24 protein-coding genes are annotated in these 26,313 nt (G+C 65.4%); 8 read left to right on the top strand and 16 right to left on the bottom strand.

Annotated elements, in window-relative coordinates:
- Nucleotides 1-5 precede the first annotated feature (5 nt).
- From KDC96_RS09810 to KDC96_RS09775, 8 genes are read right to left on the bottom strand one after another with little or no spacing between them, the layout of a single operon-like run.
- Nucleotides 6-1,820 (bottom strand): methyl-accepting chemotaxis protein, encoded by a 1,815-nt coding sequence (locus tag KDC96_RS09810; RefSeq protein ID WP_212448270.1) that lies wholly within the window; start codon nucleotides 1,818-1,820, stop codon nucleotides 6-8.
- On the bottom strand, nucleotides 1,817-3,364 hold the full coding sequence (locus KDC96_RS09805; RefSeq protein ID WP_249171745.1) for a bifunctional diguanylate cyclase/phosphodiesterase: 1,548 nt from the start codon (nucleotides 3,362-3,364) through the stop codon (nucleotides 1,817-1,819). The genes KDC96_RS09810 and KDC96_RS09805 overlap by 4 nt, the downstream gene beginning before the upstream one ends.
- Nucleotides 3,365-3,418: 54 nt before the next feature.
- Nucleotides 3,419-4,285, bottom strand: a complete 867-nt coding sequence (locus KDC96_RS09800) for a protein-glutamate O-methyltransferase CheR (protein WP_212448269.1) — start codon at nucleotides 4,283-4,285, stop codon at nucleotides 3,419-3,421.
- A gap of 4 nt (nucleotides 4,286-4,289) precedes the next feature.
- The gene (gene cheB / locus KDC96_RS09795; RefSeq protein ID WP_249171744.1) at nucleotides 4,290-5,435 is read right to left on the bottom strand and encodes a chemotaxis-specific protein-glutamate methyltransferase CheB; all 1,146 of its coding nucleotides are present in this window, start codon (nucleotides 5,433-5,435) and stop codon (nucleotides 4,290-4,292) included.
- Entirely contained in the window at nucleotides 5,432-5,797 is a 366-nt protein-coding gene (locus tag KDC96_RS09790; protein WP_212448268.1) for a PleD family two-component system response regulator, read from the bottom strand. The genes cheB and KDC96_RS09790 overlap by 4 nt, the downstream gene beginning before the upstream one ends.
- 55 nt (nucleotides 5,798-5,852) lie before the next feature.
- Nucleotides 5,853-6,305, bottom strand: a complete 453-nt coding sequence (locus KDC96_RS09785; protein ID WP_212448267.1) for a chemotaxis protein CheW — start codon at nucleotides 6,303-6,305, stop codon at nucleotides 5,853-5,855.
- Nucleotides 6,302-8,674: a chemotaxis protein CheA gene (locus tag KDC96_RS09780; protein ID WP_212448266.1), complete on the bottom strand. Its 2,373-nt coding sequence runs from the start codon at nucleotides 8,672-8,674 to the stop codon at nucleotides 6,302-6,304. The genes KDC96_RS09785 and KDC96_RS09780 overlap by 4 nt, the downstream gene beginning before the upstream one ends.
- Nucleotides 8,675-8,734: 60 nt before the next feature.
- Nucleotides 8,735-10,099: an MATE family efflux transporter gene (locus tag KDC96_RS09775; protein WP_212448265.1), complete on the bottom strand. Its 1,365-nt coding sequence runs from the start codon at nucleotides 10,097-10,099 to the stop codon at nucleotides 8,735-8,737.
- Nucleotides 10,100-10,236: 137 nt separating this feature from the next.
- Here KDC96_RS09775 and KDC96_RS09770 point away from each other — a divergent pair, with 137 nt between their 5' ends.
- Together KDC96_RS09770 and KDC96_RS09765 are read left to right on the top strand one after the other, a co-directional pair.
- Complete coding sequence (locus KDC96_RS09770) at nucleotides 10,237-11,001, top strand: class II aldolase/adducin family protein (protein WP_212448264.1); 765 nt, start codon at nucleotides 10,237-10,239, stop codon at nucleotides 10,999-11,001.
- Nucleotides 11,002-11,034: 33 nt separating this feature from the next.
- A complete protein-coding gene (locus KDC96_RS09765; protein ID WP_212448263.1) occupies nucleotides 11,035-11,592 on the top strand; it encodes a (2Fe-2S)-binding protein in 558 nt (185 codons plus the stop codon).
- A 6-nt stretch (nucleotides 11,593-11,598) separates the two neighbouring features.
- Here the strand turns inward: KDC96_RS09765 and KDC96_RS09760 are convergent, their stop codons facing one another.
- Complete coding sequence (locus tag KDC96_RS09760) at nucleotides 11,599-13,722, bottom strand: TonB-dependent siderophore receptor (protein WP_212448262.1); 2,124 nt, start codon at nucleotides 13,720-13,722, stop codon at nucleotides 11,599-11,601.
- A 149-nt stretch (nucleotides 13,723-13,871) separates the two neighbouring features.
- On the opposite strand from KDC96_RS09760, the gene KDC96_RS09755 reads away from it, so the two are divergent.
- On the top strand, nucleotides 13,872-14,216 hold the full coding sequence (locus KDC96_RS09755; protein ID WP_212448261.1) for an arsenate reductase family protein: 345 nt from the start codon (nucleotides 13,872-13,874) through the stop codon (nucleotides 14,214-14,216).
- Here KDC96_RS09755 and KDC96_RS09750 read toward each other — a convergent pair.
- Nucleotides 14,213-15,580, bottom strand: coding sequence for an MFS transporter (locus tag KDC96_RS09750; RefSeq protein ID WP_212448260.1), 1,368 nt, complete (start codon nucleotides 15,578-15,580; stop codon nucleotides 14,213-14,215). The two genes, KDC96_RS09755 and KDC96_RS09750, sit on opposite strands and share 4 nt — an antisense overlap.
- 112 nt (nucleotides 15,581-15,692) lie before the next feature.
- Between KDC96_RS09750 and KDC96_RS09745 the strand changes: the two genes are divergently transcribed.
- A complete protein-coding gene (locus KDC96_RS09745; protein ID WP_212448259.1) occupies nucleotides 15,693-16,331 on the top strand; it encodes a class I SAM-dependent methyltransferase in 639 nt (212 codons plus the stop codon).
- Here KDC96_RS09745 and KDC96_RS09740 read toward each other — a convergent pair whose 3' ends face one another.
- Nucleotides 16,332-17,174 carry a glycerophosphoryl diester phosphodiesterase membrane domain-containing protein gene (locus tag KDC96_RS09740; RefSeq protein WP_212448258.1) on the bottom strand — a complete coding sequence of 281 codons (843 nt, stop codon included), beginning with the start codon at nucleotides 17,172-17,174 and terminating at the stop codon, nucleotides 16,332-16,334.
- Between the two features lie 98 nt (nucleotides 17,175-17,272).
- Between KDC96_RS09740 and lipB the strand changes: the two genes are divergently transcribed.
- Nucleotides 17,273-17,962, top strand: coding sequence for a lipoyl(octanoyl) transferase LipB (lipB, locus tag KDC96_RS09735; protein WP_212448257.1), 690 nt, complete (start codon nucleotides 17,273-17,275; stop codon nucleotides 17,960-17,962).
- Nucleotides 17,959-18,273, top strand: coding sequence for a hypothetical protein (locus KDC96_RS09730; RefSeq protein WP_212448256.1), 315 nt, complete (start codon nucleotides 17,959-17,961; stop codon nucleotides 18,271-18,273). The genes lipB and KDC96_RS09730 overlap by 4 nt, the downstream gene beginning before the upstream one ends.
- A gap of 25 nt (nucleotides 18,274-18,298) precedes the next feature.
- On the opposite strand, the gene KDC96_RS09725 is transcribed toward KDC96_RS09730, so the two are convergent.
- Nucleotides 18,299-19,405, bottom strand: coding sequence for an alkene reductase (locus tag KDC96_RS09725; protein WP_212448255.1), 1,107 nt, complete (start codon nucleotides 19,403-19,405; stop codon nucleotides 18,299-18,301).
- Between the two features lie 67 nt (nucleotides 19,406-19,472).
- On the opposite strand from KDC96_RS09725, the gene KDC96_RS09720 reads away from it, so the two are divergent.
- Nucleotides 19,473-20,393: a DMT family transporter gene (locus tag KDC96_RS09720; RefSeq protein WP_212448254.1), complete on the top strand. Its 921-nt coding sequence runs from the start codon at nucleotides 19,473-19,475 to the stop codon at nucleotides 20,391-20,393.
- On the opposite strand, the gene KDC96_RS09715 is transcribed toward KDC96_RS09720, so the two are convergent.
- Together KDC96_RS09715 and nadA are read right to left on the bottom strand one after the other, a co-directional pair.
- Nucleotides 20,390-21,724, bottom strand: a complete 1,335-nt coding sequence (locus KDC96_RS09715) for a DUF2254 domain-containing protein (RefSeq protein WP_212448253.1) — start codon at nucleotides 21,722-21,724, stop codon at nucleotides 20,390-20,392. The two genes, KDC96_RS09720 and KDC96_RS09715, sit on opposite strands and share 4 nt — an antisense overlap.
- Before the next feature lie 38 nt (nucleotides 21,725-21,762).
- A complete protein-coding gene (gene nadA, locus KDC96_RS09710; RefSeq protein WP_212448252.1) occupies nucleotides 21,763-22,791 on the bottom strand; it encodes a quinolinate synthase NadA in 1,029 nt (342 codons plus the stop codon).
- Nucleotides 22,792-22,885: 94 nt separating this feature from the next.
- Between nadA and KDC96_RS09705 the strand changes: the two genes are divergently transcribed.
- Nucleotides 22,886-24,496, top strand: coding sequence for a class I adenylate-forming enzyme family protein (locus KDC96_RS09705; RefSeq protein ID WP_212448251.1), 1,611 nt, complete (start codon nucleotides 22,886-22,888; stop codon nucleotides 24,494-24,496).
- Here KDC96_RS09705 and KDC96_RS09700 read toward each other — a convergent pair.
- Together KDC96_RS09700 and KDC96_RS09695 are read right to left on the bottom strand one after the other, a co-directional pair.
- Nucleotides 24,486-25,268 carry a hypothetical protein gene (locus KDC96_RS09700; protein WP_212448250.1) on the bottom strand — a complete coding sequence of 261 codons (783 nt, stop codon included), beginning with the start codon at nucleotides 25,266-25,268 and terminating at the stop codon, nucleotides 24,486-24,488. The two genes, KDC96_RS09705 and KDC96_RS09700, sit on opposite strands and share 11 nt — an antisense overlap.
- Before the next feature lie 75 nt (nucleotides 25,269-25,343).
- Nucleotides 25,344-26,222: an MBL fold metallo-hydrolase gene (locus KDC96_RS09695; RefSeq protein ID WP_212448249.1), complete on the bottom strand. Its 879-nt coding sequence runs from the start codon at nucleotides 26,220-26,222 to the stop codon at nucleotides 25,344-25,346.
- Nucleotides 26,223-26,313 lie beyond the last annotated feature (91 nt).

Below are 26,313 nucleotides of genomic sequence, written 5' to 3'. Positions count from 1 at the left end.
CCGGATTAACCGGTGCGGATCTTGGCGAGGAAACGATCGACCTGGGCCCGCAAGGTCGACGCCTGCTGTTCGAGATCGTTGGCGCTGGTCAGCACCTGGCTGGCGGCGGCGCCGGTCGACAGCGACAGTTCGCGCACATCGTCGAGATGGCCGGCAACGCGTTCGGTTCCGCGCGCGGCGAGATCGATGCTGCGCGCCAGATCCTGGCCCGCGACCGATTGCTGATCGACCGCGCTGGCGATCGCAATCGCGGTGGTTTCGAGCTCCTTGACCTGTTCGGCGATCGAGCGCAGCGCACCGACGCTGGCACCGGTGGTCTCCTGCATCGCACGGATCTGGTCGGCGACCTGTTCGGTTGCGCGGCTGGTCTGCGTCGCCAGCTCCTTCACTTCGCTCGCGACCACGGCGAACCCGCGCCCCGCCTCGCCGCCGCGCGCGGCCTCGATCGAGGCGTTGAGCGCGAGGAGATTGGTGCGCTGGGCAATCGTCTGGATCAGCTCGACGATCTGCCCGACCTGCTGTGCCGATTCCGACAGCGCCGAAATGGTGGTGTCGGCCTCGGACGCGGAGCAGGCGGCTTCGCGCGCAAGCTCGGCCGAGGAAGCAGCCTGGCGGCTGATTTCGCCGATCGACATGGCGAACTCGTCGCTCGCGGCAGCTGCCGACGTCGCGCCGCGATTGGCGATCTCCATCGATTCCGCGACCTCGCCGGTGCGGCGGCTGGTCTCGGCCGCCGTGTTCGCCATGGTCTCGGAGGTGGCCTGCAGCTGGCTGGAAGCCGCCGCAACGCCGCCGACTACGTCGCCGACGGTGCGGTCGAACTGATCGGCGAGATCGCGCAGCATGCGCTCGCGTTCGCTACGCGCCTCCTGCTCGCGCAGCTGCTCGCGGGTGTTTTCTTCGAGCTCGGCCTTGGCCTTGTCTGCCTGCTCGCGGCTCAGACGTTCGAGCCGCACGCCCGCGCGGTGGAAAATCTGCATTGCCCGCGCCATTTCGCCGATCTCGTCCTGACGCGACCGACCGGGAATGACCACGTCCTTATTGCCGCTGGCGAGCTTGCTCATCTGTGCGGTCATTTCGCTCAGCGAACCGCTGACGTTGCGATGGAAATAGCGTTCGGCCGCCAGTGTCAGGAACACCAGCAAGGCGGTCAGTCCGACCCAGACGAACAGCATGGTCCAGATCGCCGCAGTGCCCGCATCGGACGCGGTATCGGCATCCGCGCTGAGCATTCCAGCGACTTCCTGCCCGGCATCGAGCAGCGCGCCTCCCGTGGCCATTGCGGCGCTCGCCTCGCTCTCGCGCCGGGCGATATTGGGAGCGTCCGGATCGAATGCGGACAGCCGGTTCTTGAGATCGGCTATGGCGTTCGCGACCTCTGCCAAGCGGTCGTGCGCGATCGGGTTGATGTCGGCGATTGTCGTGCGCAGCGGCTCGACCTTGGCTTCGGCCCGGTCAAGACGATCGAGCGCCGATCGGGCGCGGGCGGGCTCACCCTCCAACAGGAATCGACTGGCGTGACGCTGCGCTTCGCTGAGATCGACGACCAGCCGTTCGGCGGCAAGCGCACGGTCGTGCGTCGCGTTGATACTTTCCGCTCGCCAGGCGAGCTGGAGGAATCCGAAGATCACGAACAGGCCGGCGATCAGCGCGAAGGTAAGATTGACGCCGAAGAACACGCGAATCTTGCGCCCGATCGTGAGCGAGGCAAACCAGGTGGCGACGCGTCCCTTTCTCCGATTGTGCGGCGACGCATCGTGTTCGGACTGGGCTGCGCGCTCGGCGGCCAGATCGATCGCGATTTCCCGAAGCGCGCTCATGCCGCCTTCCCGTTCCGCGATTTGGCCCAGCCGTCTCCCTGCTCGCGGGCTTCGTGCTTTTGCAGGGCGATCAGCCGGTCGATCTCGTCGGAGGGCAACGCCTTGTAGAACAGCCACCCCTGGATCTGGTCGCAGCCAGCCGTGCGGACCATGTCGGCCTGTTCGTGCGTTTCCACCCCTTCGGCGGTGACCCCCATGTCGAGCGCACGCGCCATGGCAATGCTCGAAAGCATCATCGCGCGGCTGCCATCGTCTTCACCGGCGCGCTCGATCAGGCTGCGATCGAGCTTGAGCTTTTCGAACCGGAACTGGCGCAGGAAGCCGATCGACGCGTAGCCGGTTCCGAAATCGTCGAGCGCGATATTGACGCCGAAGCCGCGGATCAGATCGAGCGTGCGTTCGGCGACGACGGGATCGAGCACGAGGCAGGTCTCGGTGATTTCGAGTTCGAGCCGGTGCGGCGGGAATCCGGTCTGCTCGAGGACCTCGCCGAGCTGCACCGGAAATTCAGGATTGCGCAGCTGCGCCGCCGAAATATTGACCGACAGCGAGATATCGTCCCACCGCAGCGCGTCGGCCACGGATTGGCGCAAGACCCACAGCCCGATGGCATTGATCAGGCCCGAATCCTCGGCCACCGGTATGAACACATTGGGGCCGATCCGGCGCCCGTCGGCGCGATTCCAGCGCAGCAGCGATTCCACCGCGACGATCGAGCCGTTGCTGGCATCCACCAGCGGCTGATAGGCGAGCTCGAATTCACCGTTGTCGAGCCCGGCGCGCATCTCGTCGTCGAGCTCGCGCACAGCTTCGCGGCGTCGATCGAAATTCTCGTTGAACCAGGTGCAGCGCATCTTCCCGCCGCGCTTCGACATGTACATCGCAACGTCGCTGCGACGCAGCATCTCGGTCGAAGGGAGGCGCTGATCGGCGGTGCTGCGGGCAAGGCCGATGCTGGCCCCGACCATGATCGAGCGGTTGGCTACCTCGACCGGCACTGCCAGATTTTCGATCAGGGTACGGCAAATCCCCTCCAGGATCGTGCCGGCCACGGGGCCACCCATCACGGCGGCGAATTCGTCGCCGCCCAGACGGTAGCAGCGGGCCTCATCGCCGCAGGTTTCGCGCAGCAGCTCTCCGCAGCGCTTGATCAGCAGGTCGCCGACGGCGTGGCCGTAATGGTCGTTGACCTGCTTGAAACTGTCGAGGTCGATCAAGGCGATCGCGACCTCTTCGTCGCCGTGCGACAGGCGTTCGACATCGGCGTGCAGGGCACGTCGATTGGGCAGCAGGCTGAGACTGTCGGTGCTGCCGAGCGATTCAAGTTCGCGGACGTTGGCGTAGCCCGTGCGGGCGAGCAGGAAAACGGTCGCAGCATACATCAGCGCGCCGGCGATCAGCAGGGGAGCGGGGCTGAGCAGTTCCACTTGGTCGCTGGCGATCACGACCATCAGTATCAATGCGAAGACGAACGACAGGATGGCGAGTGGCATCGTGACGAGGCCGGTCGGCGTGAGCCGCCATGGCTTGCTCAATTCAGGCACCCGTATTCCCCGATTTGCACCCTTTTTCTGGCGCGTTGCGACCGCTTGAGGGTGCTAGAGGGCATTGGCTAACTTAGCGTAAACCCGCTCATCTGGCACCGCCTCGTAAATGCTCGCCCTGTCTTCGGACGGCAGAAACGCACGGGTCTGTCCGACCACGGTTTCGCCCGCGCCGAGCATCAGGAACCCGTCGGTCGCGAGCGCGGCGCGAAGCCGGTCGAATGCGATCTGCCGGGTCGGCGGATCGAAATACAGCAGCACGTTGCGGCACAGGATCAGGTCGAACGGCTGTCGAGCGGGCGGCCGGGACAGGACATTGTGATGCAGGAAACGGACGATCGAGCGCGTCGCTTGGGCGATCTCCCAGCCCCTCGCAGATTCTTCGAAATGCCGCAGCATTTGCGCAATGCCGAGACCACGCTGGACTTCGAACTGGCTGTAGAGCCCGCTGCGCGCTGCAGTAATGGCGCTGTGAGACACGTCGGTGCCGAGTATGTCGATCGTCCAGCCGTCCCATTGCTCGACCTGGTCGGCGAACAGCATCGCGAGCGAATAGACCTCCTGTCCGGTCGAACATCCCGCACACCAGATGGAAAGTCGGCGGCGCGAAGCACGGCGCCGGGCGAGCTCGGGCAGGACATGTTCGGGCAGCTGGTCGAAAGTCGGCTTGTCGCGGAAGAAGTAGGTCTCGTTGTTGAGCAGGGCTTCGACCACCTCCTGCGCCAGGTCGGGCCCGTAGGGGCTCGAACCGGGTTGCGCGAGCAGGCAGACGAGCTGGTCGACATTGCTGATGCCGTGTTCGCGGAACAGTCCTGCCAGCGCGGTGCCGATCCGCCAGCGGCGATTCTCGGTCAGGTGCTGTCCGGTTCGCTCGGCGAGCAGATCGGCGATGATCTGAAGGGAGGCCTGGCTAACTTCCACGGCCTCAGCTCGCCGAGGACGCACGGACGCGCGCCAGCTTGACGATCGCGTCGCCGAGGGCTTCGGGCGGAGCCACCCGACTGGCGATCCCGGCCTTGACGACCGCTCCTGGCATTCCCCAGACGGCGCATGAGCCGGCATCCTGCGCGAACACCGTCCCACCCAGCTCGAACACCTCGCGCGCCCCGTCGGCCCCGTCGCGGCCCATTCCGGACAGCAGCACCGCGAGCACGGCACCGTCGCAGGCTCGCGCGACGCTGCTCAGCATCGGATCGACCGAAGGGAGGCAGCCGCTCGCAGCCGGGTCGCAGGAAACGCGGGCGACCAGTCGATCGCCGACCCGGTGGATCACCATGTGTCCGTTGCCGGAGGCGATGACGATCTCTCCGCGGCGGATTTCGGTCCCTTCGCTGGCGACGAGGGCGCGCCGCGCACCGGCCATCTCGACCTGGCGGGCAAATACGGGAATGAACGAATCCGGCAGGTGCTGTGTGATCAGGATCGGCAGATCGAATTCGGGCGGCAGCGTTCGCAACATCTGGTTGAGCGCGTGGATGCCGCCGGTCGAGGCACCGATAGCCAGCACTTCCGGACATTTGCCCGATCGCACAGCGTCGGGCACCGTCTCGGGCTGCGCCCGCGCTTGCGCCCCGGCTTGCGCGCGCGGTTCTTCGCGCCCGCCCAATGCGCGGATCTTCGCCACCAGCTGGCTGCGATAGGCATCGGTGAATTCGCCCGGCCGCGGCTTGAGCATGGTATCGGCAGCACCCATCGACAGCGCAGCCATCGTATGTTCGGCTCCGGCTTCGGTGAGCGACGAGACAACCAGGACCTGCGCTCCGGCTGCGGTGTCGAGCAGCGTCGGCAGCGCATCGAGCCCGCCCATTCCGGGCATTTCGAGGTCGAGCAGGATGACGTCCGCGCGCGTCGTGCGCAGCTGGAAGATGGCGCGTTCGGCGCTGCTCGCCGTGTCGACGACCTGCAGCGCGCGATCGCTTTCGACCATGCGCTTGAGGATGGTGCGCACTGTCAGCGAATCGTCGACGATCAGGACCCGGATAGCGTCCCGCGCGCCCTTCCTGCGGGTCTTTGGGTCACTCGCCGGACCGGGATCGCTCCAGTCTTTGGGAGAGGCGGATGGTGCGTTCACGCAAAACCGACCAGCTGTAGCTTGATCTGGAGCGTTTCGTGATCGAACGGCTTCATGACGTATTCGTCGGCGCCGGCCTGGATCGCCTCGCGGATATGCGCAACGTCGTTCTCGGTGGTGCAGAATACCACCTTTGGCTTGTCCCCGCCGGGCCGCTGGCGCAGTTGCGTGATGAATTCGATCCCGGTCATGACCGGCATGTTCCAATCAAGCAGGATCACGTCTGGCATGGCCTCGGCGCAGCATTCCAGCCCCGACCGACCATGCTCGGCCTCGCGCACGTCGAAACCCAGCGTTTCGAGAATGTGCCGCGAGACTTTGCGAATTACTCGCGAATCATCGACGATCAGACAGGATTTCATGGCGGCCTCTGACTATTGTTTGCCGGAAAGCTAGTTTGCAGCGGTGTAAATTGGATTAAGCGGCCGCCCCGATTTCCGGCTCCTTCTTGCGCGGTGGGGAAATCAGCGCGGCGAGGTCGATCAGCAGCGCGGGTCCTGTCGCGGTCTCGATCATCCCGGTCGCGACCCGCGACCATTGGCTTCCGAACCCTCCCGGCACCTGCCCGGGCTCGTCGCTGGCCGACGCGATATCCTCGATCGAATCGACCATCAGCGCGTAGGCGTGCCCATCGAGGTGGACCACCGCCGCGCGGGGATCGGCGGCGCGCTCGGCGGTATCGAAGCCGAGCGCGCGACGGCAATCGATCACGGTCAGAGCCTGGCTGCGCAGTGCAGTGATTCCGGAGATATGATCGGGCGCGCGCGGCACCGGCGTGATGCTTCCCAGTTCGATCACCGACTGGACGTCGTGCGCGGGCAGGGCACAGCTTTTGCCGGCGATCGTGGTCATGACGAACAGGTTGGTCATGCCGGGCCTCCCGTGGCGGCCTGTCGCAGGGCGGCGATCAGGCCGTCGCGATCGTAGCGGTAGATGGTCTGATCGGGGTTCGGGGCATCGGCGCGGCTACGCAGCCGGATCACGGCGCCCGATTGATCGCGCGCCTCGCCTGTGTGCGGCTCGTCGGCAAACACGATCGTTACGTCGGCGCTGTCGCCGGGTTCGCTCGACACTTCGTAACCCGCCGATTCCACCAGCGGGGCGAGGATCGCGCGCGACCATTCGTCGTCGGGCACACGGCACAGCGGACGAGCCGTGGCTTGCGGCGCTTCGCCGTGGCGGGCGAACAGTTCGTGGGCGTCGAGCAGGGCGACGGTGCGTCCTTCCTGCAGCGTGACCGCTTCGACCAGCGGATCGTCGCGCACCGGCTTGAGCGGATGATCGAGTGCGACGGCGTCTTCGATGTCGCGCACCGCCAGCAGCAATTCGCTCGCCCCGTCGCCGAGGCGGAGCAGCCGCACCCGGTCGGCGGGAACGGGGCCTTCGGGCAGTCCGACCAGCGGCAGGATCACGCCATCGATGACCGCGCAGGCGCTGCCCGCGCTGGTTTCGATTGCGACCGCATCGACCGTCTCGATGCGCTGCACGAGTCCCAGCCGGACCGCGCTGCGACGACCGTCAAAGCCCGTGAACAGCATCGCGCGGACGGTTTCGCGCGGTGCATCCTGTTCGCTCTCCCCGGCATCGGCCAGCACGCGGGTACGGGCATCCGACACCAGGCCGTAGCGATTGGCGATACTGGTCACGTCGAGCAACAGGATCGGGCGCCCGTCGTCGAGCAGCGTCGAACCGGCATAGATGCCGGTTTTCATGATCGCGGGCGCGAGCGGCTTGACCACGAGGTCGCCGTGATGATGAATTCCGTCGATCGCGAGCGCAAACAGATCGCCGCTGGCAAGCCGAAGCAGCACCATCGTGTGATCGCCGTTCGCGAACGCGCGCGATGGCAGGCCGAGCACGTCGCTGAGCATCAGGCACGGAATCCGTTCGCCGCGAAATGTCACGAGCGCGGCATCGCCGAGCTGCGCGAGATCGAGCGCGTTCGCCGTCGAGTGAACGATTTCCTCGACATAGCTTTGCGGGATGGCGAAGCGCTGTTCGCCGACTTCGACAGTCAGCCCTGTGATGATGCTCAGCGTCAGCGGGATCTGCAGCGTGAACAGGGTGCCGACCCCCGAAGTGCTCGACACCTTGATGCTGCCGCCGACCCGTTCGAGGTTCTGCTGCACGACGTCGAGCCCGACTCCGCGCCCAGAAACCGTGCTTACGCTTTCGGCAGTCGAAAACCCGGGCTGGAAGATGAGTTGCAGCAACCGCTCGCGGCTCATCTGGTCGCGCTCGCTCTCGGATATCAGCTCCGTTGCCAAACCCTTGGCAGCGATCCGCCGCTCGTCGAGGCCGCGTCCATCGTCGCCCACCACGATCGAGATCGTGTTGCCCGATTGGCGGGCGGCGATCGAAAGCAATGCAGCCTCCGGCTTGCCGGCCGCAGCGCGATCGGCGGGAGATTCGATGCCATGATCGATTGCGTTGCGGATGATGTGGGTCAACGGATCGCGCACCATTTCGATCATTTCGCGGTCGAGTTCGACGTCGCCGCCTTCGAGGTCGAGCGTCACCTGCTTGCCGAGTTCGGCCGAAAGGTCGCGAACCAGCCGTGGCAGCGGCGCGAACAGCGTTTCGATCCGCTGCATGCGCATCCGTGTGACCGCGTCGCGTACGTCGGAGAGGATCGCGGTAAGCCGTTCGAACGGCCCGTCGATGGTGGGCTGGGTCCCCGCCTGGCGCAGCCGATGCGCGAGATCGTTGCGCGCCAGCACCATGTCGGAAACGCCGCTCATCACGCGGTCGAGCAGTTCGACCGGGAGGCGGATGCTGCGCGGTGCGGCAATTGCGGTGTCGGATTTCCTGGGGGGTGTGGGCGACGCATGCGAGTCTCCGATCGGTGGCTGGACCGCCGCAGATCGCGCATCGGCGGGCCGGAGCGCGGCGATCAGCGCTTCATCACCGGACTGCGCGAAGTCCTCTCCCGCTTCGATGGCATCGACCATTTGCGCGATCCGGTCGATGATCGCCAGCACGGACGTGACCAGCGCGCTGTCGGGCTCGCGCCGACCTGCGCGCACTTCGGCAAGTGCGTCTTCGGCGGCGTGACTGAGTGCGGCGAGGTGCGGGAAATCGAAGAAGCCGCAATTGCCTTTTACGGTGTGGACGAAGCGGAAGATCGTATCGAGCCGCGCGCGGTCGGCCGGGTCGGCTTCCCAGGCGACGATCTCGCCCTCGCTCGCCTCCAGCATCTCTCGCGTTTCTGCGACGAATTCCGCCAGCAGCTCATCCATGTCGCACGCGCCCCTCGTTCGTAGCGAGATACTCTATGCGGGACGTTGGTTAACGAACGGCTACCTGGCCGCGTCGGGAGCGCGCATTCTGAGCACGTAGTAAATCAGCACGAGACCGCTCAGTCCGCCGGCAATGTTGGCGGCAAGTTCGGCGCTGTAGATTGCGGCACTCCCCCAGCTTGCTTGCAACAGCATCGCAACCGGTAACATCACCAGGAAAACCCGGGCTACCGACTGGCCCAGCGCGAACGTCGCGCGGTCGACCGCGTTGAGGATGCCATTGGCGACGATCAGCAGGCCGAACCCGGCATAGCCCCAGGCGGCAATCCGCAGGTACAGGTCGAATTCGCGGATGACCGCCGGTTCTTCGGTGAAGAAGCCGGCAAACCACTGGCCCGCGGCAAACAGTGCGGTGGCGATCGCGAGGCCCCAGACGATGCAGAACCCGAAGGCGTAGAGTGCCGCCAGCCGCGCCCGGCCGTATTCCTTCGCGCCCCAGTTCTGTCCGACGATCGCCCCGATGGAACCCGACAGGGCGAGCAGCGGCACGATGGCGAAACTCTGCAACCGGCCTGCCGCGCCGAAGCCCGCGACCGCATCCTGCCCTGCCGAGGCGATCAGCGCGGTGAGGATCGACAGGCCGATCGGGTTGATCGCGTTGGAAAACGCCGCCGGACCCGCGACTTTGAGGATCGATGTGGCCGGATCGACCAGGCTGCAATCGCGCAGCAGCCCCGGATTGATCGGAATATCGGCCTTGCGCGCCAGAAATACCGCCATCGCCACGCCGAGGCCCCAGCCGATGATCGTCGCATAGGCCGCACCGAGGATCCCGAACCCCTCGAACCCGAACGCGCCGGTGATCAGGATCGGATCGAGCACCCAGTTGGCCGCAGCATAGGTGAGCGAGACATAGCTGGTCTTGCGCGCTTCGCCCTGTCCGCGCAGCACACCGTTGATTCCCATAATCGTCAGCAACAGCGGAAACCCGAAGGCAAAGGGCACCATGTAGGTGCGGATCAACGGCATCAGGTTGGCCTGCGCGTTCATCAGCGTGAACAGCGGATCGAGCAGCAGGTACACGCCGAGCGCCAACAGCAGACCGCAGCCTGCGGCGAACACGATCCCGAAATTGGCGCGCCTTGCGGCCTTTTCCGGGTCCTCTTCGCCCAGCGCGCGGGCGACCACCGAGTTGATCCCGACCATGACACCCACGCCGAGGCTCGACAGCGCAACCGACACCGGGAAGATGAAGGAAATCGCCGCCAGCGGCTCGCTGCCCAGCTGGCCGATGAAATAGGCATCGACCAGACCGATCGACATGATCGCGGCCACGCCGATGATCATCGGCAGCGTCTGACCGACCAGATGTCCGGGGATGCTCCCGTTGACCAGTTTGGCCGTGCTCTTGCCGCTTCCGCTCATGCGATCTCGCGCCTAGCCGTGCTGCGGCATCGTGGCAAAGAGAATGCGCTTGCGCGAAACGCGGGAATCCTTGTGCAGCCGCCCGCGATCATGCGATATGGGTTGCAAATCGAGATTCAGGCGGAAGGGAACATCCGATGGCAACGCAGCTCAAACCCACAATCGAGTGTTCGAAGGAAGAATGGCAGGCGCGGCTCGACCTCGCGGCGTGCTACCGCATTTTCGATCACCTCGGGTGGTCGGAATCGATCTACAACCACATTTCGCTCAAGGTTCCGGGCGAGGAAGACACGTTCCTCATCAATCCGTTCGGCCTGCTCTATGACGAGGTCACGGCATCCAATCTCGTCAAGATCGACGTAGAGGGCAACAATGTCGGCGGTTCGCCCTACATGGTGAACAAGGCAGGCTTCACCCAGCACGCCTATTTCCACAAGCATCTGGGCGAGCGCGCGCAGGCGATCTGCCACGTCCATACCACCGCGACGATGGCGGTGTGCAGCCACAAGGACGGGCTGCTGCCGACCAATTTCTACGCCTGCAATTTCCAGGACCAGGTCGGCTATCACGATTTCGAAGGCGTCACCGTGCGCGCCGAGGAAGGCGAGCGGCTGGTCGAGAATCTCGGCGATCACACGATCCTGATGCTACGCAACCACGGTCCTGTAGTGATGGACAAGACCATCCAGGGCATGTTCGTGAAGATGTGGGCGCTGCAGCGCGCCTGCGAAATCCAGGTCGCGACGCTTGGCATGGGCAATCCCAATGTCGTGCCGCAGGACGTCGTCGATGTGCACCAGCGCGATCTCCATGTGATGCAATCGCAAGGCGGGTCGGGCGTGTTCGATTTCGAAGCGTGGAAACGCCGGGTCGACAAGATCGACGACAGCTGGCGCAGCTGATCTCCTGACAACCCGCAGTAACAGGATGCGCTCATGCCGCGCATGACCGTCAACGATCGGCCGGTCGAATTCGATCTCGATCCCGACATGCCGCTGCTCTACGCGCTGCGCGAAGCGGCCAACCTTACCGGCACCAAGAGCTGCGGTGGCGGCGATTGCGTCGGCGCGTGCATGGTGCTGGTCGATGGAACGGCGCTGCGATCGTGCAGGATCACGATCGCGGAGGCCGAAGGGCGGTTCATCACCACCATAGAGGGGCTGAGCCGCGATCGCTCGCATCCGGTGCAGCAGGCGCTGGTAGCCGAACAGGCGATCCAGTGCGGATACTGCACGCCCGGGATCACGATCGCGGCGGCGGCGCTGCTCCAGCGCAATCCGGCGCCGGACAAGCTGGAGATCGAAGCCGCGATCACCAATCTGTGCCGATGCGGTGTCTACCCGCGGCTGGTCGACGCGATCCAGCGGGCCGGGCGGGTCGCCCAGCGCCGCGAAAGCATCAGCGCCGCCCCGGCCCCCGGCATCAGTGCAGAAGACGCCGCGCAGAGCGTGCCTGCGCTGAGAGTGCCGTCCCCGGAAAGCCCCGAGGAATAGCCGCGGCTACATCGCCACCCTGATGCCGAACCGCGCGCCGAACGGCTTGCCCGGCTGCAGGTTGCTGTCACCATGGGCGCTCGCGAAATAGTCTTCGTCGAACAGGTTCTCGATATTGACCTGCAGGCTGACCCGGTCGCTGACCGTGTAATAGGCCGCCGCGTCGAACCGCCAGTAGCTCGGCAGGATCACCGTGTTGGAAAAGCTGGCGAATTGCTGCGACTGGTGGATCACGCCCAGGCCCAGCCCGAACTGTTCGGTAAGATCGAACCGGTTCCAGGCCGTGATCTGATGTTCGGGCAGCTGCTGCAATCGCGCGCCCGCGCTGCCGAACGCGTTGTCGTTGCGCAGTTCGCCGTCGAGCCAGGTGTATCCGAGATTGGCCTGCCAGAAACCGGTCACCGACCCGGTCAGTGCGAGCTCGAACCCTTCGACGCGGCTTTCGCCCGTGAGCACGGTCAGGCCGGTGTTGTTCGGATCGGTCGCGCGCGTGTTGGTGCGGTCGAGCCGGAAGATCGCGGCGGTGGCGATCAGGTCGGGCGTCGGCGCCCATTTGACGCCCAGCTCGTAATTGGTGAACCTTTCCGGCTCGAACGCGGCTTCGGTCGGGGTCAGCAGAAAGAACTGATCCCCCGACTGCGGCAGGAAGCTGGTCGCATAGCTCGCGTAGATCGACAGATTGTCCTGCGGCTTGACGATCAGGCCGACACGCGGGCTGAATTCCTCGTCGATACGTGCGCCGGGGACGCCGGTGATGGCCTCGACCGTCTCGAGATCGAACCGTTCGTAGCGCAATCCCGCGATGATCTCGACATGCTCGCCGATCGCGACCTGATCCTGGATGTACGCGGAGAACACGCCGAGCTCGCTGTCGCGCGCGCGGACCGGTGCGGTGAGGCCGATTGCCGGAAAGGCGAAGACGTCGGTCAACGGCGTGACGAAGGCGCTGGTTGTTCCGCCCGCTGCGTTGGAAAAGAACGCGTTGCGGCGGCCGTTGAACGAATCCTGCGATACGAACTCGATCCCGGCGAGCAGGGTATGGCCGATCGCACCGGTCTCGAACGTGCCGACCAGATTGGCCTGCGCGATGAAGTTCTGGCGATCCTGACTATCCTCGTATCCGGTGAAGCGGACGCTGGTGACGCCGCCTACATCGACCAGGCCGGTCGGCAGGATGTTGGCGTAGACCTTGTCGTAATCGGCATATTGCACCGAGGCATTGGCCGAAAGGCCGGTTGAGAAATCGTGCTCGATCCGGACCCGGCCGATATGGGTCTCCGCCTCGGTTTCGTTGAAATCGCGATCGCCGAACAGCGTGTCGCGGAAACCGAACAGCGGCCTGCCATTGTCCGACGGGTTGCCGCGATCGACGGTGCGGGTGTCGTAATCGTAGGAATAGGTTGCGAACAGCCGGGTATCGGGGCCGAGCTCGAACGTCGCGGTGGGCGAGATGCCGACGAAATAGCCGTCGAAGAAATCGCGGTTGTTGTCGAATGCGTCGTAGGTCGCGTTGAGCCGCACTGCGGCGCTTTCGGAAAGCGTGGCGTTGACGTCTCCCAGCAGCGCGAAGGCGCCGAACGTGTCGACCGAGGCATCGGCGCTTGCGGCGAAGCCGTTGATCCGTGCGCGTTTCGAAACGCGGTTGACCACCCCGCCGCCGCCACCGCGACCGAAGATCAGCGCGTTGGCGCCCTTGAGCACCTCGACCCGATCGACATTGTAGAGCGAACGGTAATATTGCGCATCGTCGCGCAGGCCATCGACATAGAAATCGGCCGTGCTTTCCTGCCCGCGAATGAAGATCTCGTCGCGATGCCCTTCGCCGGTTTCTAGGCTGACGCCGGGGATGTAGCGCACCGCTTCGCCGAGCTGGCGGATCGACTGATCCTCGAGCTGGTCCGAAGTGATGAAACTGATGCCCTGCGGCACGTCGATCACCGGCGTCGGCGTCTTGGTCCCGCTCGATCCGTCATCGTTGGCATAGTCTTCGCGTTCACCCGAGACGACGATCGTGGAGGGCAGGTATTCGCGCTCGGGCTGCTCAGCCTCGGACGTGGTTTCGGCGGCGAGCGGAGCGCAAATCGCGGCGCATCCGAGCAACAGGGAAGCGCGGGAGAGGCGACGAATCATCGGGTTCCTTTCGTGTTGGCGCAGTCGCTATTGCAACTTACTCGCAACTGCAAGACGGAAATTGAGAACTTTTCGCAAAAGCTTCCACTGTGGCTTTCGGGCCGGGGCTCGGCTAGCGGAGCGGGCACCATTTCACGGGAGAATCGACGATGAAAGCGACCATCTGGCACAATCCGAAATGCGGCACGTCGCGCAAGACGCTGGCGATCCTGGAGAACCTCTCGACGGTCGATCTGACCGTTGTCGAATATCTCAAGGAGCCGCCGAGCCGGGACAAGCTGGTGCAGCTTTACAGGGATGCGGGCCTGTCGCCCAACGAAGGCCTGCGCCTGCGCGGCACCGATGCCGAACAGCGCGGGCTGCCCGATGCCGCTGCCGATACCGTGATCGAGGCGATGGTAGCCGATCCGATCCTGATCAATCGCCCGTTGGTCGAGACCGAGAAGGGCGTGCGACTGTGCCGGCCGCAGGACCGCGTGCTTGAAATCCTCTAGTCGCGGTCGCGGGTGAGGTCGCCGTCGGCCTGGAGGCTGCTCCAGCCGAACAGCGCCACCATCAGGCACAGCGAGACGATCAGGCCGAACCCGAGCCATGCACTGACATTGTAGAGCAGCACACCGAGCGCCGGCGCATAGATGAAGCTCGCGCCCGCGACCGACGCGACGATGCCCGATGCCTGGCCCTGCTCCGCGCGCGATACCGCCAGCGATGTCCCGGCGGTCGTGCCCGGGCGGAACAGCCCGAACCCGAGCGATGCGATGGCATAGCCGAGCGCGATCGTATGCAGTTCCCCCGCTGCGCCGAGGATGGCCACACCCACGGCTGCGACGAGGATGCCCGACAGCGTCGCCGCGCGCGGGCCCAGGTCGAAGCGCGGGATCAGGCCCCACTGCGCCAGCAGGGTCGCGATCGCTCCGCTCATCAGCACCAGCCCGACCGGTCCCGCTCCCGCTTCGGGCGTGTCGCGCAGGCCCAGCCGATCGAGCACCAGGAACCCCGATATGCCCAGGATCATCGCCTGCGCATGGCCGCCGATCAGCCCGGCGGTGACCCAGGGGCGCAGGCGCGGTTCGAACCATCTGAGCCGGGCAGGTTCGCCGGTTTCCTCGGTCTCGTCGTCATCGTCGTGCGGCTGATCGGCCGGCGCACCGCCCGATCCGCCCGTATAGGGAGAATCATAGGCCTGCCCGCGCGCGGCGAATTGCGGCTCGTCATCCGGCAGGCGCAGGCGCAGCACGAACAGCGCGCCAAGCCCGAGAGCGGCGAACCAGATGAACGGGCCGGTCAGACCCGGCCCCAGCAGCGGAAGCACCATCAGCGGGGCGAGCGCCGGACCGATCACGGTGCCCAGCCCGAAACTCGAAGCGATCAGCGACAGCGCCTGCGTCCGTTCGCTGCGCGGAGTGCGCGCCGCCACATAGGCCTGGACCGCCGGCGGTGCGGCGCTGCCGAAGCCGCCATACAGGCTGCGCGCGGCGGCGAAAGCGAGCAGGGCCCAGAACGCGGTAATCCATCCCGACAGGCCGGCCCACAGCACCAGCCCGCACAGCGCCATCGACACGACGAATCCGATCAGGCCCAGCGCCATCATCGCCTTGCGCCCGCGCCGGTCCGATCGCCGCGCCCATACCGGCGCGCAAAACACCCACAGCAGCGCCGACCAGCTATAGGCGAGGCTGATCCAGACATCGTCGACCTCGAGCGCGGTGCCGATCGAAGGCATCACCGATTGCATTGCGGTGTTGCCCGCAGCCGTCACCAGCATCACGGTGAACAGCAACGCCATCCTGCCCCGCGGGATTGAACCCGTGATCGCGCTGGCGCGCTGCGCCCTTATCTCGGAATCGGCATCGGCCATCGCAGATCGCAGCTAGGCCAGCGTCTCCACGCTTGCAATGCGATTGCGGCTCTGCAAGGTCGGACACAGGGCTGCCGAGCGGCGCGAGCGATCAGAGTATCTGGAGAATTGCATGACTTCGAACGAGTTGGCTCTCGGCGGCAGGGCCGGCTGGCGCGCTCGCTGGCGTCAATATGCGGCGCAATGGGCTGTGTTCTTTCGCGGCTTCCTCGAACATCCGCGCATGGTCGGTTCGATCATTCCGTCGTCGCGCTTCACGATTCGGCGGATGCTCGAACCGGTCGACTGGGGGCGGTGCGAGGTGTTCGTCGAGTATGGCCCGGGGATCGGCACGTTCTGCCGTCCCGTGCTCGAACGGATGCGCGGCGATGCGACCTTCATCGCGATCGATACCAACCCGCTGTTCATCGACTACCTCTCGCGCACCATTCGCGACCCACGCTTTCACGCGGTGCAGGGATCGGCCGAGGATGTCGAAGCGGTCCTTGCAGATCTTGGTGTGGATTCAGCCGATTACGTGTTGTCGGGTCTGCCGTTCTCGACCTTGCCCGGCGGCGTCGGCGCCGCGATTGCCAAGGCCACGCATGCCGTGCTCAAGCCGGGCGGCGCATTTCTCGCCTACCAGTTCTCATCGACCGTGCGGGACGAAGCCGCGCCGCATTTCGATCGGATCGACAGCGGCTTCGAATGGCTCAACATCCTGCCCTGCGCGCTCTACTGGGCGTGGAAGGGCGATCGACCCGCCAGCTGATCACTCGAAGGTATTGGCCACCGCCTCGCTGGTCGATCCGGAGAGTTGCCGGTGGATCGCGGCGAGCACTCCGAGCACCAGCACGGCAACCGCCGCGTTGACGAGGCTCGACACCAAGGCGGTGCCGATATTCGCGACCGGATCGCCGAACGCGGCAAACACGGTGCCGAGGACGAGGGTGAAGAGCAGCGAAACCACCCCGATGGCGATGATCAGCAGCAGGAAGAACGCGACCAGCCGGAATGAATTCCCCTTGGTCAGTTGCCACGACCGACGCATGGCATTGATCGGGTTGAGCTCGCTTTCGATCGCGATCACCGGGGCAATCAGCGAGAACTTGATCATCAGATAAAGCAGCACCAGGACCAGCACCAGCCCGACCATGATGGTCAGCGCCGGGGGCGCAAAGGCTCCCAGCAGGCCGAGCGGCACGCCCACCACCACCCCCGCGAACAAGGCGACACAGATCTGGGCGGCGAGATAGGAGGGTGTGCTCTTGAGCCCGCGTTGCAGCGCTTCGCCGACTGTCGGCCGGGCGCGGTCGGTCAGCAGCGCGAGCAGGCTCAGGGTCCCGATGAACTGCGCGAGTGACAGCAGCAGGAACAACGGCCAATTGTCGATGTACTGTTTGGCCACCGCTTCCCACGCGGCGTTCATCGCCACCTGCGGGTCCGTGCCGGGAGGCGCGTTGACCGGTGCGGGGTTGATCGCTTCTGGAACGATCAGCGCCAGCGTGAAGCTCGGCAGGAAGAAGAACAGCCCCGCGACCGCCAGCACGGTGTCGCGATTGGCCCCGAGGATGCCGGTGGCATCGCTCCACGCCTGTCCCATGTTGAGTTGCATGTCCTTCGTCCCCCGATTGCTGTGTCCGCTCCCGTGCGGAGCGGCCCTAGGCGTCATTCCCTCTTGATAACCGTGCCCGATGCTCCCACGCAATTGCCATGGCGAGCAATGCACAGCCAATATCGGGTGAAGCGGGCGTCGAATGGCGCCGCGACAGCACGGCTGTGCCCTACAAGCAGGCGCTCGACACGATGGAAGCGCGCAATGGCGCGATCGCGGCGGGCGAGGCTGCGGAGCTGATCTGGCTGCTCGAACACCCGCCGGTCTACACCGCGGGCACCAGTGCCGATCCGGCCGAACTGGTCGATCCGCGCTTCGAAGTGGTCGAGACCGGGCGCGGCGGTCGCTACACCTATCACGGTCCGGGACAACGGGTCGGCTACCTGATGCTCGATCTCAATCGGCGCGGCAGGGATGTGCGCTGTTTCGTCCACGCGATCGAAGGCTGGGTGATTGCAACGCTGGCGGACTTCGGCGTCGAGGCATGGCGCGCAGACGGTCGCGTCGGCATCTGGACGCGCGATATCGACGGCAGCGAAGCAAAGATCGGTGCGATCGGCGTGCGCGTGCGCCGCTGGGTGACGATGCACGGCTTTTCGGTCAATCTTGACCCGGACCTGTCGCATTTCGGCGGAATCATTCCGTGCGGGATCGAGGAATTCGGCGTCACCAGCCTGGCCCGGCTCGGCAAGAGCGTGTCGCAGGCGCAATGGGACGAGGCCCTGATCGCGCGCGCGGATGATTTTCTTGACGCGCTCGACAAAACGGGGCGAAAGGCGTGCCGATGAAACCGGCGATCCTCCTCACTTTGCCTGCATTCCTGCTTGCGGCTGCCTGCGGTGACGCAGACGATGCCGATCCGGGCGCGGTTGAACAGGGCGGCGAGGTTGCTGGCGACCTGCTCGGCGGTTCCATCTCTGACGAGATGCTGCACCTCGAAGACCTGCGGTCGCAGTCCCCCCCAGCCGAACGCCCGGCGGGCGCGGCCGGCGACCCTGCGGCTTCGTCCGGCGCGTCCGGCGATGCGGAAACGGGTGACGAGGAGGGTGAACCGGTCGATCCGGAGCCCGAAAGCGCCGAACCGACCGAAGAACAATAGCGCGCGGGCCACTCCCGCGAACCGGCTAGGCGATGGCCTGTTCCTGTTCGAGCGTGGGATAGTCGACGTATCCCTGCGCGATCGGGAAATACCAGCTCTTGGGCACGTCCTTGTTCGGGTTGAGATGCGCGCCGACCCTGATCCGCTCGGCGAGATCCGGGTTGGAAATGTAGGGGCGACCAAAGCTTACCGCGTCGCATTTGCCGCTGTTGACGTCGGTTTCGGCCTGCGCGGCGTCGTAATCCGAATTGAGGATCAGCGCGCCCGAATAGAGCTCGCGGATCAGCGGGCTTTGCTTGGGCACGTCGGTCTGGCCGAAGGTTCCGTCCGGTCCCGGCTCGCGCAGCTCGACGAACGCAAGGCCCAGTTCCTCGCATACTTTCGCCGCCGCGCCGAAAGTCGCCGGCGGGTTGCTATCGTCGGTACCCTGCGAATCGCCGTTGGGCGACAGGCGAATGCCGACCCGGTCGGCGCCCCACACATCGACGATCGCTTCGAGCACTTCGCGCATGAAGCGGGTGCGGTTCTCGGGCGAGCCGCCATATTCGTCGGTGCGATGGTTGGTCCCGTCGCGCAGGAACTGGTCGACGAGATAGCCATTCGCGCCGTGGAGCTGCACGCCGTCGAACCCGGCCTTCTTCGCGTTTTTCGCCGCGCGGCGATAGTCGGCGATGGTGCGCTGGATGTCTTCCTTCGTCATTTCGCGCGCGGTGACGTATTCCTGTTTGCCGATCGGCGTATGCGCTTCGCCCGGAGCCTTGGTCGCACTCGCCGAAAACGGCGGTTCCCCGTCGAGGAAATAGGGGTGGACGATCCGCCCCATGTGCCACAGCTGCAGCGCGATCAGGCCGCCTTCATCGTGCACCGCCTTGGTCGTCGCCTTCCATGCGTCGGCCTGCTCGTCGCTCCAGATGCCGGGAGCGGACGGCCAGCCGAGCCCTTCGACACTGATCCCGGTCGCTTCGGTCAGGATCAGCCCGGCGCCCGCGCGCTGGCGATAATAGGTCGCCATCAGCGCGTTGGGCACGAACATCGGATCGGCGGCGCGGCCCCGGGTAAGCGGGGCCATGAAGATGCGGTTTCTGGCTTCGAGCGCGCCCATCGTGAGCGGCTGGAACAGGGCGTCGTGCATGCGTGGCATTCCTCCATTGGGTTGCAATTGGCTATCCACTTGGAGGCGATGGGGCTAGGGCGCAACCATGGAAAAAGAGGGGGCAAGCGAAGGAAAGCTTGTCAGCCCAAAGGGCTGGCTGCTGCTCGCCGCGCTGCTGGCGGGGAACTTCGCGCTGGCGATCGGCCCGTGGCTCGTGCGCGAGGCGGATACAGGCCCGGTCAGCGCGGGGTTCTGGCGGCTGTTCCTGGCGCTGCCGTTCCTGGTGGTGTTCGCCCGGATGGCCGGCCAGCGACTGACCGGGATGCCGCGCAAGACGCTGGTGCTGGTCGCGATCGGCGCGCTTGCCTTCGCGAGCGACCTTGCCAGCTGGCATATCGGGATCGGCATGACCCGGCTCGGCAATGCGACCCTGTTCGGCAATGCCGGATCGATTATTTTGCTGTTCTGGGGCTTCATCATGGCCCGCATGCTGCCGCGCGGGCTGGAATGGCTGGCGATCGCCTGCGCGCTGGGCGGGGCCGGAATCCTGCTCGGCCGCAGCCTAGAAATCTCGACGCAGACCTTCGCGGGTGACCTGTTCTGCCTGACCGCAGGGGTGCTCTACGCGGTCTACCTGCTGACCCTGCAAGGCGAACGCGCGCGGTTCGGATCGTGGAGCCTGCTGGTCTGGGTCAGCGTCTTCGCCTGTCCATTCCTGCTCGCACTTGCTCTGGCGCTGGGCGAGCCGGTGTGGCCGACCGACTGGACCCCGATCCTGATCCTGTTCGTCACCAGCCAGCTGATCGGGCAGGGTCTGCTGGTGTTTTCGCTCGGACACTTCCCGCCGCTGGTGATCGGGCTGGCGCTGCTGACCCAGCCTGCCGTGGCGGCGGTGATCGGCTATGCGCGGTTCGGCGAAGTGCTGTTGCCGCTCGACATCGCAGGGATGGTCCTGCTCGGCAGCGCGCTGGTGGTGGCACGGGCCAGCGCGGCGCGCATTCCGCCACAGCCGGCCATCCGCCCTTAACGCCAGAAGGTGCGGTCGAAGGCTTCGTGACGCTGCTCGATCAGGTCCAGGTCGGGCCCCTCCAGCACCGTGCGGGCCTGTTCGATCAGCAGCTTGCCCTGTTCGCGCAGCACCCTAAGACGTCCCTCGTCGCGAATTGGAGCGGCAGCGTTGGCGAGCGTATCGAACATCACCTGCGAGGCGGTGACGCTGGTCGCGACCGCGCTGCGGATCGCGCCGAAACCACGCGTGACGTAGTGCTCGAACCCGTCGGCGCAGGGGATCACCGGGCACCGATCGGCGTCGGTGTCGCTGTCGTCGTCGCACGCATCCTTGCGCAGGTCCCGTCGCCCGATTTCCGACGTCGCAGCGCCCAGCCAGTGCAGCGCCGTGATCGCGGTGAAGGGATCGTTGATCCCGGGTGAAAGCGCGCGCAGCCCGATCTCGACCAGCTCGTCGATCAGGAACTGCGGATCCTGTTCGGGCGTGCGCACCGGGCCGAGCGTGAAGGCGTCGCGCACAGCTTCGGCCACCGCATCCGGATCGCAGCCGTCGACGTCCATCAGCGGCAGCCCGCGATGCACGAAATCGCCGGTCCGCACACTCAGCGAGAACGTTCCGCCGCAATCGCGCGCCACTTGCTCGAGCGCGTCGTAATCGATCATCTGGATATAGCCGGTGTCCTCGCCAAGAAGCGGATCGCCGCCTTCGGACGGGCGTGCGTCGGAAAACTCGTTTTCGACCGGATATTTGTCGCGGATCGCCGCGATCAGCCGTTCCCCGATCGATTCGAGGACCTTGTTGATCCGGATCGAGCTGGGCACATGGTTGAGAAAGAACACCAAGACGCCGATGCACAGCGCCATCAGGAAATACGCCACCAGCACGCCCAATTGCGGGGTGAAGCCCGATGCAGCCATGTCCGCGCCGGCGGTGACCCCCTCTACCGGCGTCTCGTCCTCGCTGCGCACCGATCGCAGCACGATCATCGCATAGACGAAGGTGCCGACGAAGGTGCCGAGACTGATCTGGTTGCCGCGATCCTCGAGGAAGTTTGCGAGCAGGCGCGGGCCGTAGGTGCCGCTGGCGAAGGACACCGCGACGATGGTGATCGAGAACACGGTGGAAGCGATCGCGATCATGCTGCTCGCCATGACGCTCAGAATGTCCGCCGCGCCGCTGGGGCGTACCGGCACGAGCCATTCATAGTGTTCGAGCGACGCGCCGAAGCCAGCGCGATCGAGCGCAACCATGGTGAAACCGAGAATCGCCCCGACCACCGAAAACAGCGTCGGATAGAACCAGTAATTCGCCCGAAGGCGCGCGAGCCAGAAGCGGAGTTGCGCGGTCATGTGCGACTAAACGCCCGAGACGCTGTTATGGTTGCGCTTCAATCTCCGCTCGGCACTTCGCCGGCGGGCACGTCCTCGATCTCGACCGCGCCGATATCGCCCTTGCCCACAGTGCTGCTTGCCATTTCGAGCATCTTGTCGAGGCTCTTCTTGGCGGCGAGGCGCAAGTCCTCGTCGATCTCGATGCGCGGCTCGAGGTCGCGCAGCGCCACGTAGAGCTTCTCCATCGTGTTGAGCGCCATGTAGGGGCAGATGTTGCAATTGCAGTTGCCGTCCGCGCCGGGCGCGCCGATGAAAGTTTTCTCCGGCAGCGCCTTTTCCATCTGGTGCATGATGTGCGGCTCGGTCGCGACGATCAGCGTATCGCCTTCGAATTCCTTGGCGAATTTGAGGATCGAGCTGGTCGAGCCGACATGATCGGCGTGCTCGATGATCGCGGGCGGGCATTCGGGGTGCGCGGCGACCGGGGCACCGGGGTGCTGTTCCATCAGCTTGAGCAGCTCGGTTTCGCTAAACGCCTCGTGCACGATGCACACGCCCGGCCACAGCAGCATCTCGCGGTCGAACTTGCGCGACAGCCAGCCGCCGAGGTGCCGGTCGGGGCCGAAGATGATCTTCTGATCCTTGGGGATCTGCTGCAGGATCGTCTCGGCGCTGGAAGAGGTTACGATCACGTCGGACAGCGCCTTCACCTCGGTCGAACAGTTGATGTAGGTCAGAGCGATGTGATCGGGATGCGCCTCGCGGAAGGCCTTGAACTTCTCCGGCGGACATGAGTCTTCGAGGCTGCACCCGGCATCCATGTCGGGCAGCACCACGATCTTTTCGGGCGAGAGGATCTTGGCGGTGTCGGCCATGAACTTGACCCCGCAGAACGCGATCACGTCGGCATCGGTGTCCGCCGCCTTGCGCGACAGTTCGAGGCTGTCGCCGACGAAATCCGCGATGTCCTGGATATCGGGCGTCTGGTAGTAATGCGCGAGGATCACCGCGTTGCGCTCCTTGCGCAGCCGGTCGATCTCGGCGAGCAGGTCGTCGCCCGTTGGAACCCTGGTTTCGATGCTCATGGACTGACCCCGCTAGCTGTTGCGCGCCCGACATAGGGATTTCGGTGCGATTTGCGAGCCTCCTTGTGCTAGCCAAACGCGGGGAGAGCAACCGATGTACGAACTGAATCTTGCCGAGGCTTATTGCCCGGCACAGGCCGACACCGAGTATCGCGAGCGGACGATCGAAGCGATGCTGCGCGAACAGGTGGCTGAGCGGCCCGATGTCAAGGCGCTGCGCGAATTGCTGGCGGACGGGACGGTAGGGCGCGAATGGACCTATGCCGAGCTGCTCGCCGATGCCGAAAAGTGCGGGCGGGCGCTGGCGGCGCGACACCCGGCGGGGACGCGGATCGCGATCATGGGCGGCAATTGCCCCGAATGGGTGCTGGTGCAGCTGGGCGCGGCGATGGCGGGCCTCACCATCGTCACCGTCAATCCGAGTTTCATCGCGCGCGAGGTGCGCTACGTGCTCGAACAATCGGGCTCGGGCGCGGTCTACTACCAGCCGAACGTACGCGGATCGGCCTTGCGCCCGGTGGTCGACGAGGCCGCCGCCGGGCTCGCTGCGTCGGAGTTCGTCATCGACATTACCGACCACGCTGAGCTGTTTTCGGGCGAGGGCGATGGCGAGCTGCGGCCGACCGAACCGCACGATATCTGCATGATCCAGTATACCTCGGGCACCACCGGCTTTCCCAAGGGCGTGCTGCTGCACCAGCACGGTCTGGTGCAATCGAACTGGGACGTGTTCACCCGCTGGGACCTGGCACCGGGCAAGACCGTAATGTGCCCGTTTCCGCTGTTCCACACCGCAGGCAGCGCAGTGTGCGTGCTCGGTGTGCTGGCGCATGGCGCGACCTTGATGCTGGTATCGGTGTTCGATCCGGTGGCGGTCGCCAAGGCGATCGAGCGCGAACAACCCGAAGTGCTCGGCGGGGTCGCCACAATGATCTTCGCGATCATCGAAGCGGCCAAGGCGACCGGCACCGACGTCTCGAGCGTCGAGACCGTGGTGAGCGGCGGAGCGATGGTCCCGCCCGCGCTCAACCAGGCCGCACAGGAGACATTCGGGGTGCCGATCCTGATCGTCTACGGCCAGACCGAGACCTCGCCCGCGATCACCGCAGCCTGGCCGTCCGATAGCGGCACGGACCTGACCGAGACGATCGGTCAGCCGTGCTCGCATATGGAAGTCTCGATCCGCCATCCGCAGGACAACACAGTTTGCGCCGTGGACGAGCAGGGCGAAATCTGCCTGCGCGGCTTCAACATGATGGTCGGCTACGACGACAATCCTCAGGCGACGTCAGAGACGATCGACGCGGAGGGCTGGCTGCACACCGGCGATCTCGGCAGCATGTCGGCGCGCGGCTATGTGAAGATCACCGGCCGGGTGAAGGAGATGATCATTCGCGGCGGCGAGAACCTGTTTCCGGCGGAGATCGAGGCGGCGCTGCTCGAGCATCCGGCGATTGCCGAACTGGCCGTGGCGGGAGTCCCGGATGAGAAATGGGGCGAGATCGTCGCCGCCTTTATGCGCCTGGCGGAAGGCGCGGAGCGACCTTCGAACGATGAGCTCAAATCCTTCCTCCGCGAGCGCCTCTCGCCGCAAAAGACCCCGGCGCATTGGGTGTGGGTCAGCGAATTCCCGCTGACGGGTTCGGGCAAGATCCAGAAGTTCGCGCTGGCGGAGAGCTTCGCCAAGGGGCAACTTACATCGTGAAGCCATCGGGCAGGAACGGTTCCATCGGCCTGTCCGCACCGGGCGTGCCTGCGATCACCCATTCGGTGACGGCGATCCCCAACGGCGAGTATCCCAAGGCCATCGAGACCGCGAAGGTCGCGGCGTAGGCACTGAGGCCCCACCGATAGGCCGGATGGACCCGGCGGTCCCGGTGCCAGTCGGCATATATTCCGATGACCGGCCAGATCATCGTTGCCAGTGTGGTGATCAACCACGAATTCGGGATCATCAGCGGCAAGGGCAGCAATCGCCCGAGGCCCGGACCGGTGAGAATCGCCATGGCGCACAGCATCAGCCGTCGGTGCCATCCGCTGTAGCGACGCCGCCGCAGCGCCCACCATGCAAGGGCGCCGAAGCACCACAGCACCATGATGTTGCTCCACAGGAACTCGCTGACATGGAAGAAGAACGGACCGCCGGTGCGCCGGGCAACGACGATCATGATCAGCGTGCCGCTGGCGACCATTGCGGGCACGAAGAGATAGGCGAGCTTGCCCAGTCCGGCGTGGAGCGAGCGGTTTCCGGTCGATATCGACACGTGCTGGGCAAGATACAGTCCGATCCAGCCCATGAAGATCATGCCGTGCAGGTGATACGGCCACGGCACGGCGAAGCTGGAGCGACCCATTGCCAGGTGCAGTACGAAACCCGCGACGATGGTGAGCGACATGACCACGGCCATGACGACGAAGAAGCGTGTGCCTTCGACACGCGCGTAAGCGCCTGTTTCCGGCGCAGCGGCGGTAGCCATTGGCTCGATCCTCCCCCCTGAAGATACAAGCGCCCCGATTGTTTGTTGCAGCTTAGGTCCGGATGGTCGTGGGCGTCAATTCGCCCGCCAGACCTCGCCCTCGATCGCCACCATCCCGCGCCTCTCCAGGTCGATCAGATGCGCGGTCACGCTCATCTCGGCGGCCGGGATCAGGCGCTCGTCGAGACCCTTGTACATCTCCGGGATGAAGTCGGCGACGGGACGTGCCGCTTCGCCCAGCAATCGCAGGATCTGGTTCTCGCGCTGGCGACGGTGGCCGATCATGCCGCGCACCAGCTGTTTCGGCCTGGTGATCGCCGCGCCGTGGGCCGAGTGGTAAACTGTGTCCTCGCGCGCCATCAGCTTTTCGAGGCTCGCCAGGTAATCGCCCATGTCGCCATCGGGCGGGATGACGACGCTGGTCGACCATCCCATCACGTGATCGCCGGTGAATAGCGCGCCGCTCTCCTCCAGCGCGTAGCACAGATGGTTGGAGGTGTGGCCCGGAGTGGCGACCGCGGTCAGCGTCCAGCCGGTGCCGCGCATCTGTTCTCCGTCTTCGAGCACGCGGTCGGGCGCATAGGTGGTGTCGAACGCTTCGTCCGAACGCGGCAGGTCGGTGGCGAGCACCAGCGGAGCGCAACCGACAACCGGCGCACCGGTCCGCTCGGAGAGCGGCGCGGCAGCGGGGGAGTGGTCGCGATGCGTGTGCGTGCACATGATCGCCAGCACCGTGCGCCCACCGACTGCGGCGGTGATGGCGTCGAGGTGATCGGCTTCGTTCGGGCCGGGATCGATTACCGCGCAATCCGGCCCTTCCGACCGCCCGACTACGTACGTCTGTGTGCCGGTGTAGGTGTAGGGCGAGGGATTGGGCGCGAGCACGCGCCTGACCAGCGGTTCAAGCTGCTCGGCCTCGCCCGTAGGCCAGGGTTTGGGAGGTATGCCTGCCATGGGCTTGCATATGGATGGGAGATCGGCAGAAGTCGAATTTCTTGTTTCGAAGCCGGGGCCACCCGCTCCCTCCACCCTTCCACCCGGACAA

Origin of the sequence: Erythrobacter sp. JK5 (assembly GCF_018205975.1) — a bacterium.
GTDB lineage: Bacteria > Pseudomonadota > Alphaproteobacteria > Sphingomonadales > Sphingomonadaceae > Erythrobacter.
The sequence above is the reverse complement of the archived record's forward strand: the minus strand, read 5'-3'. Positions and strand labels throughout refer to the sequence as shown.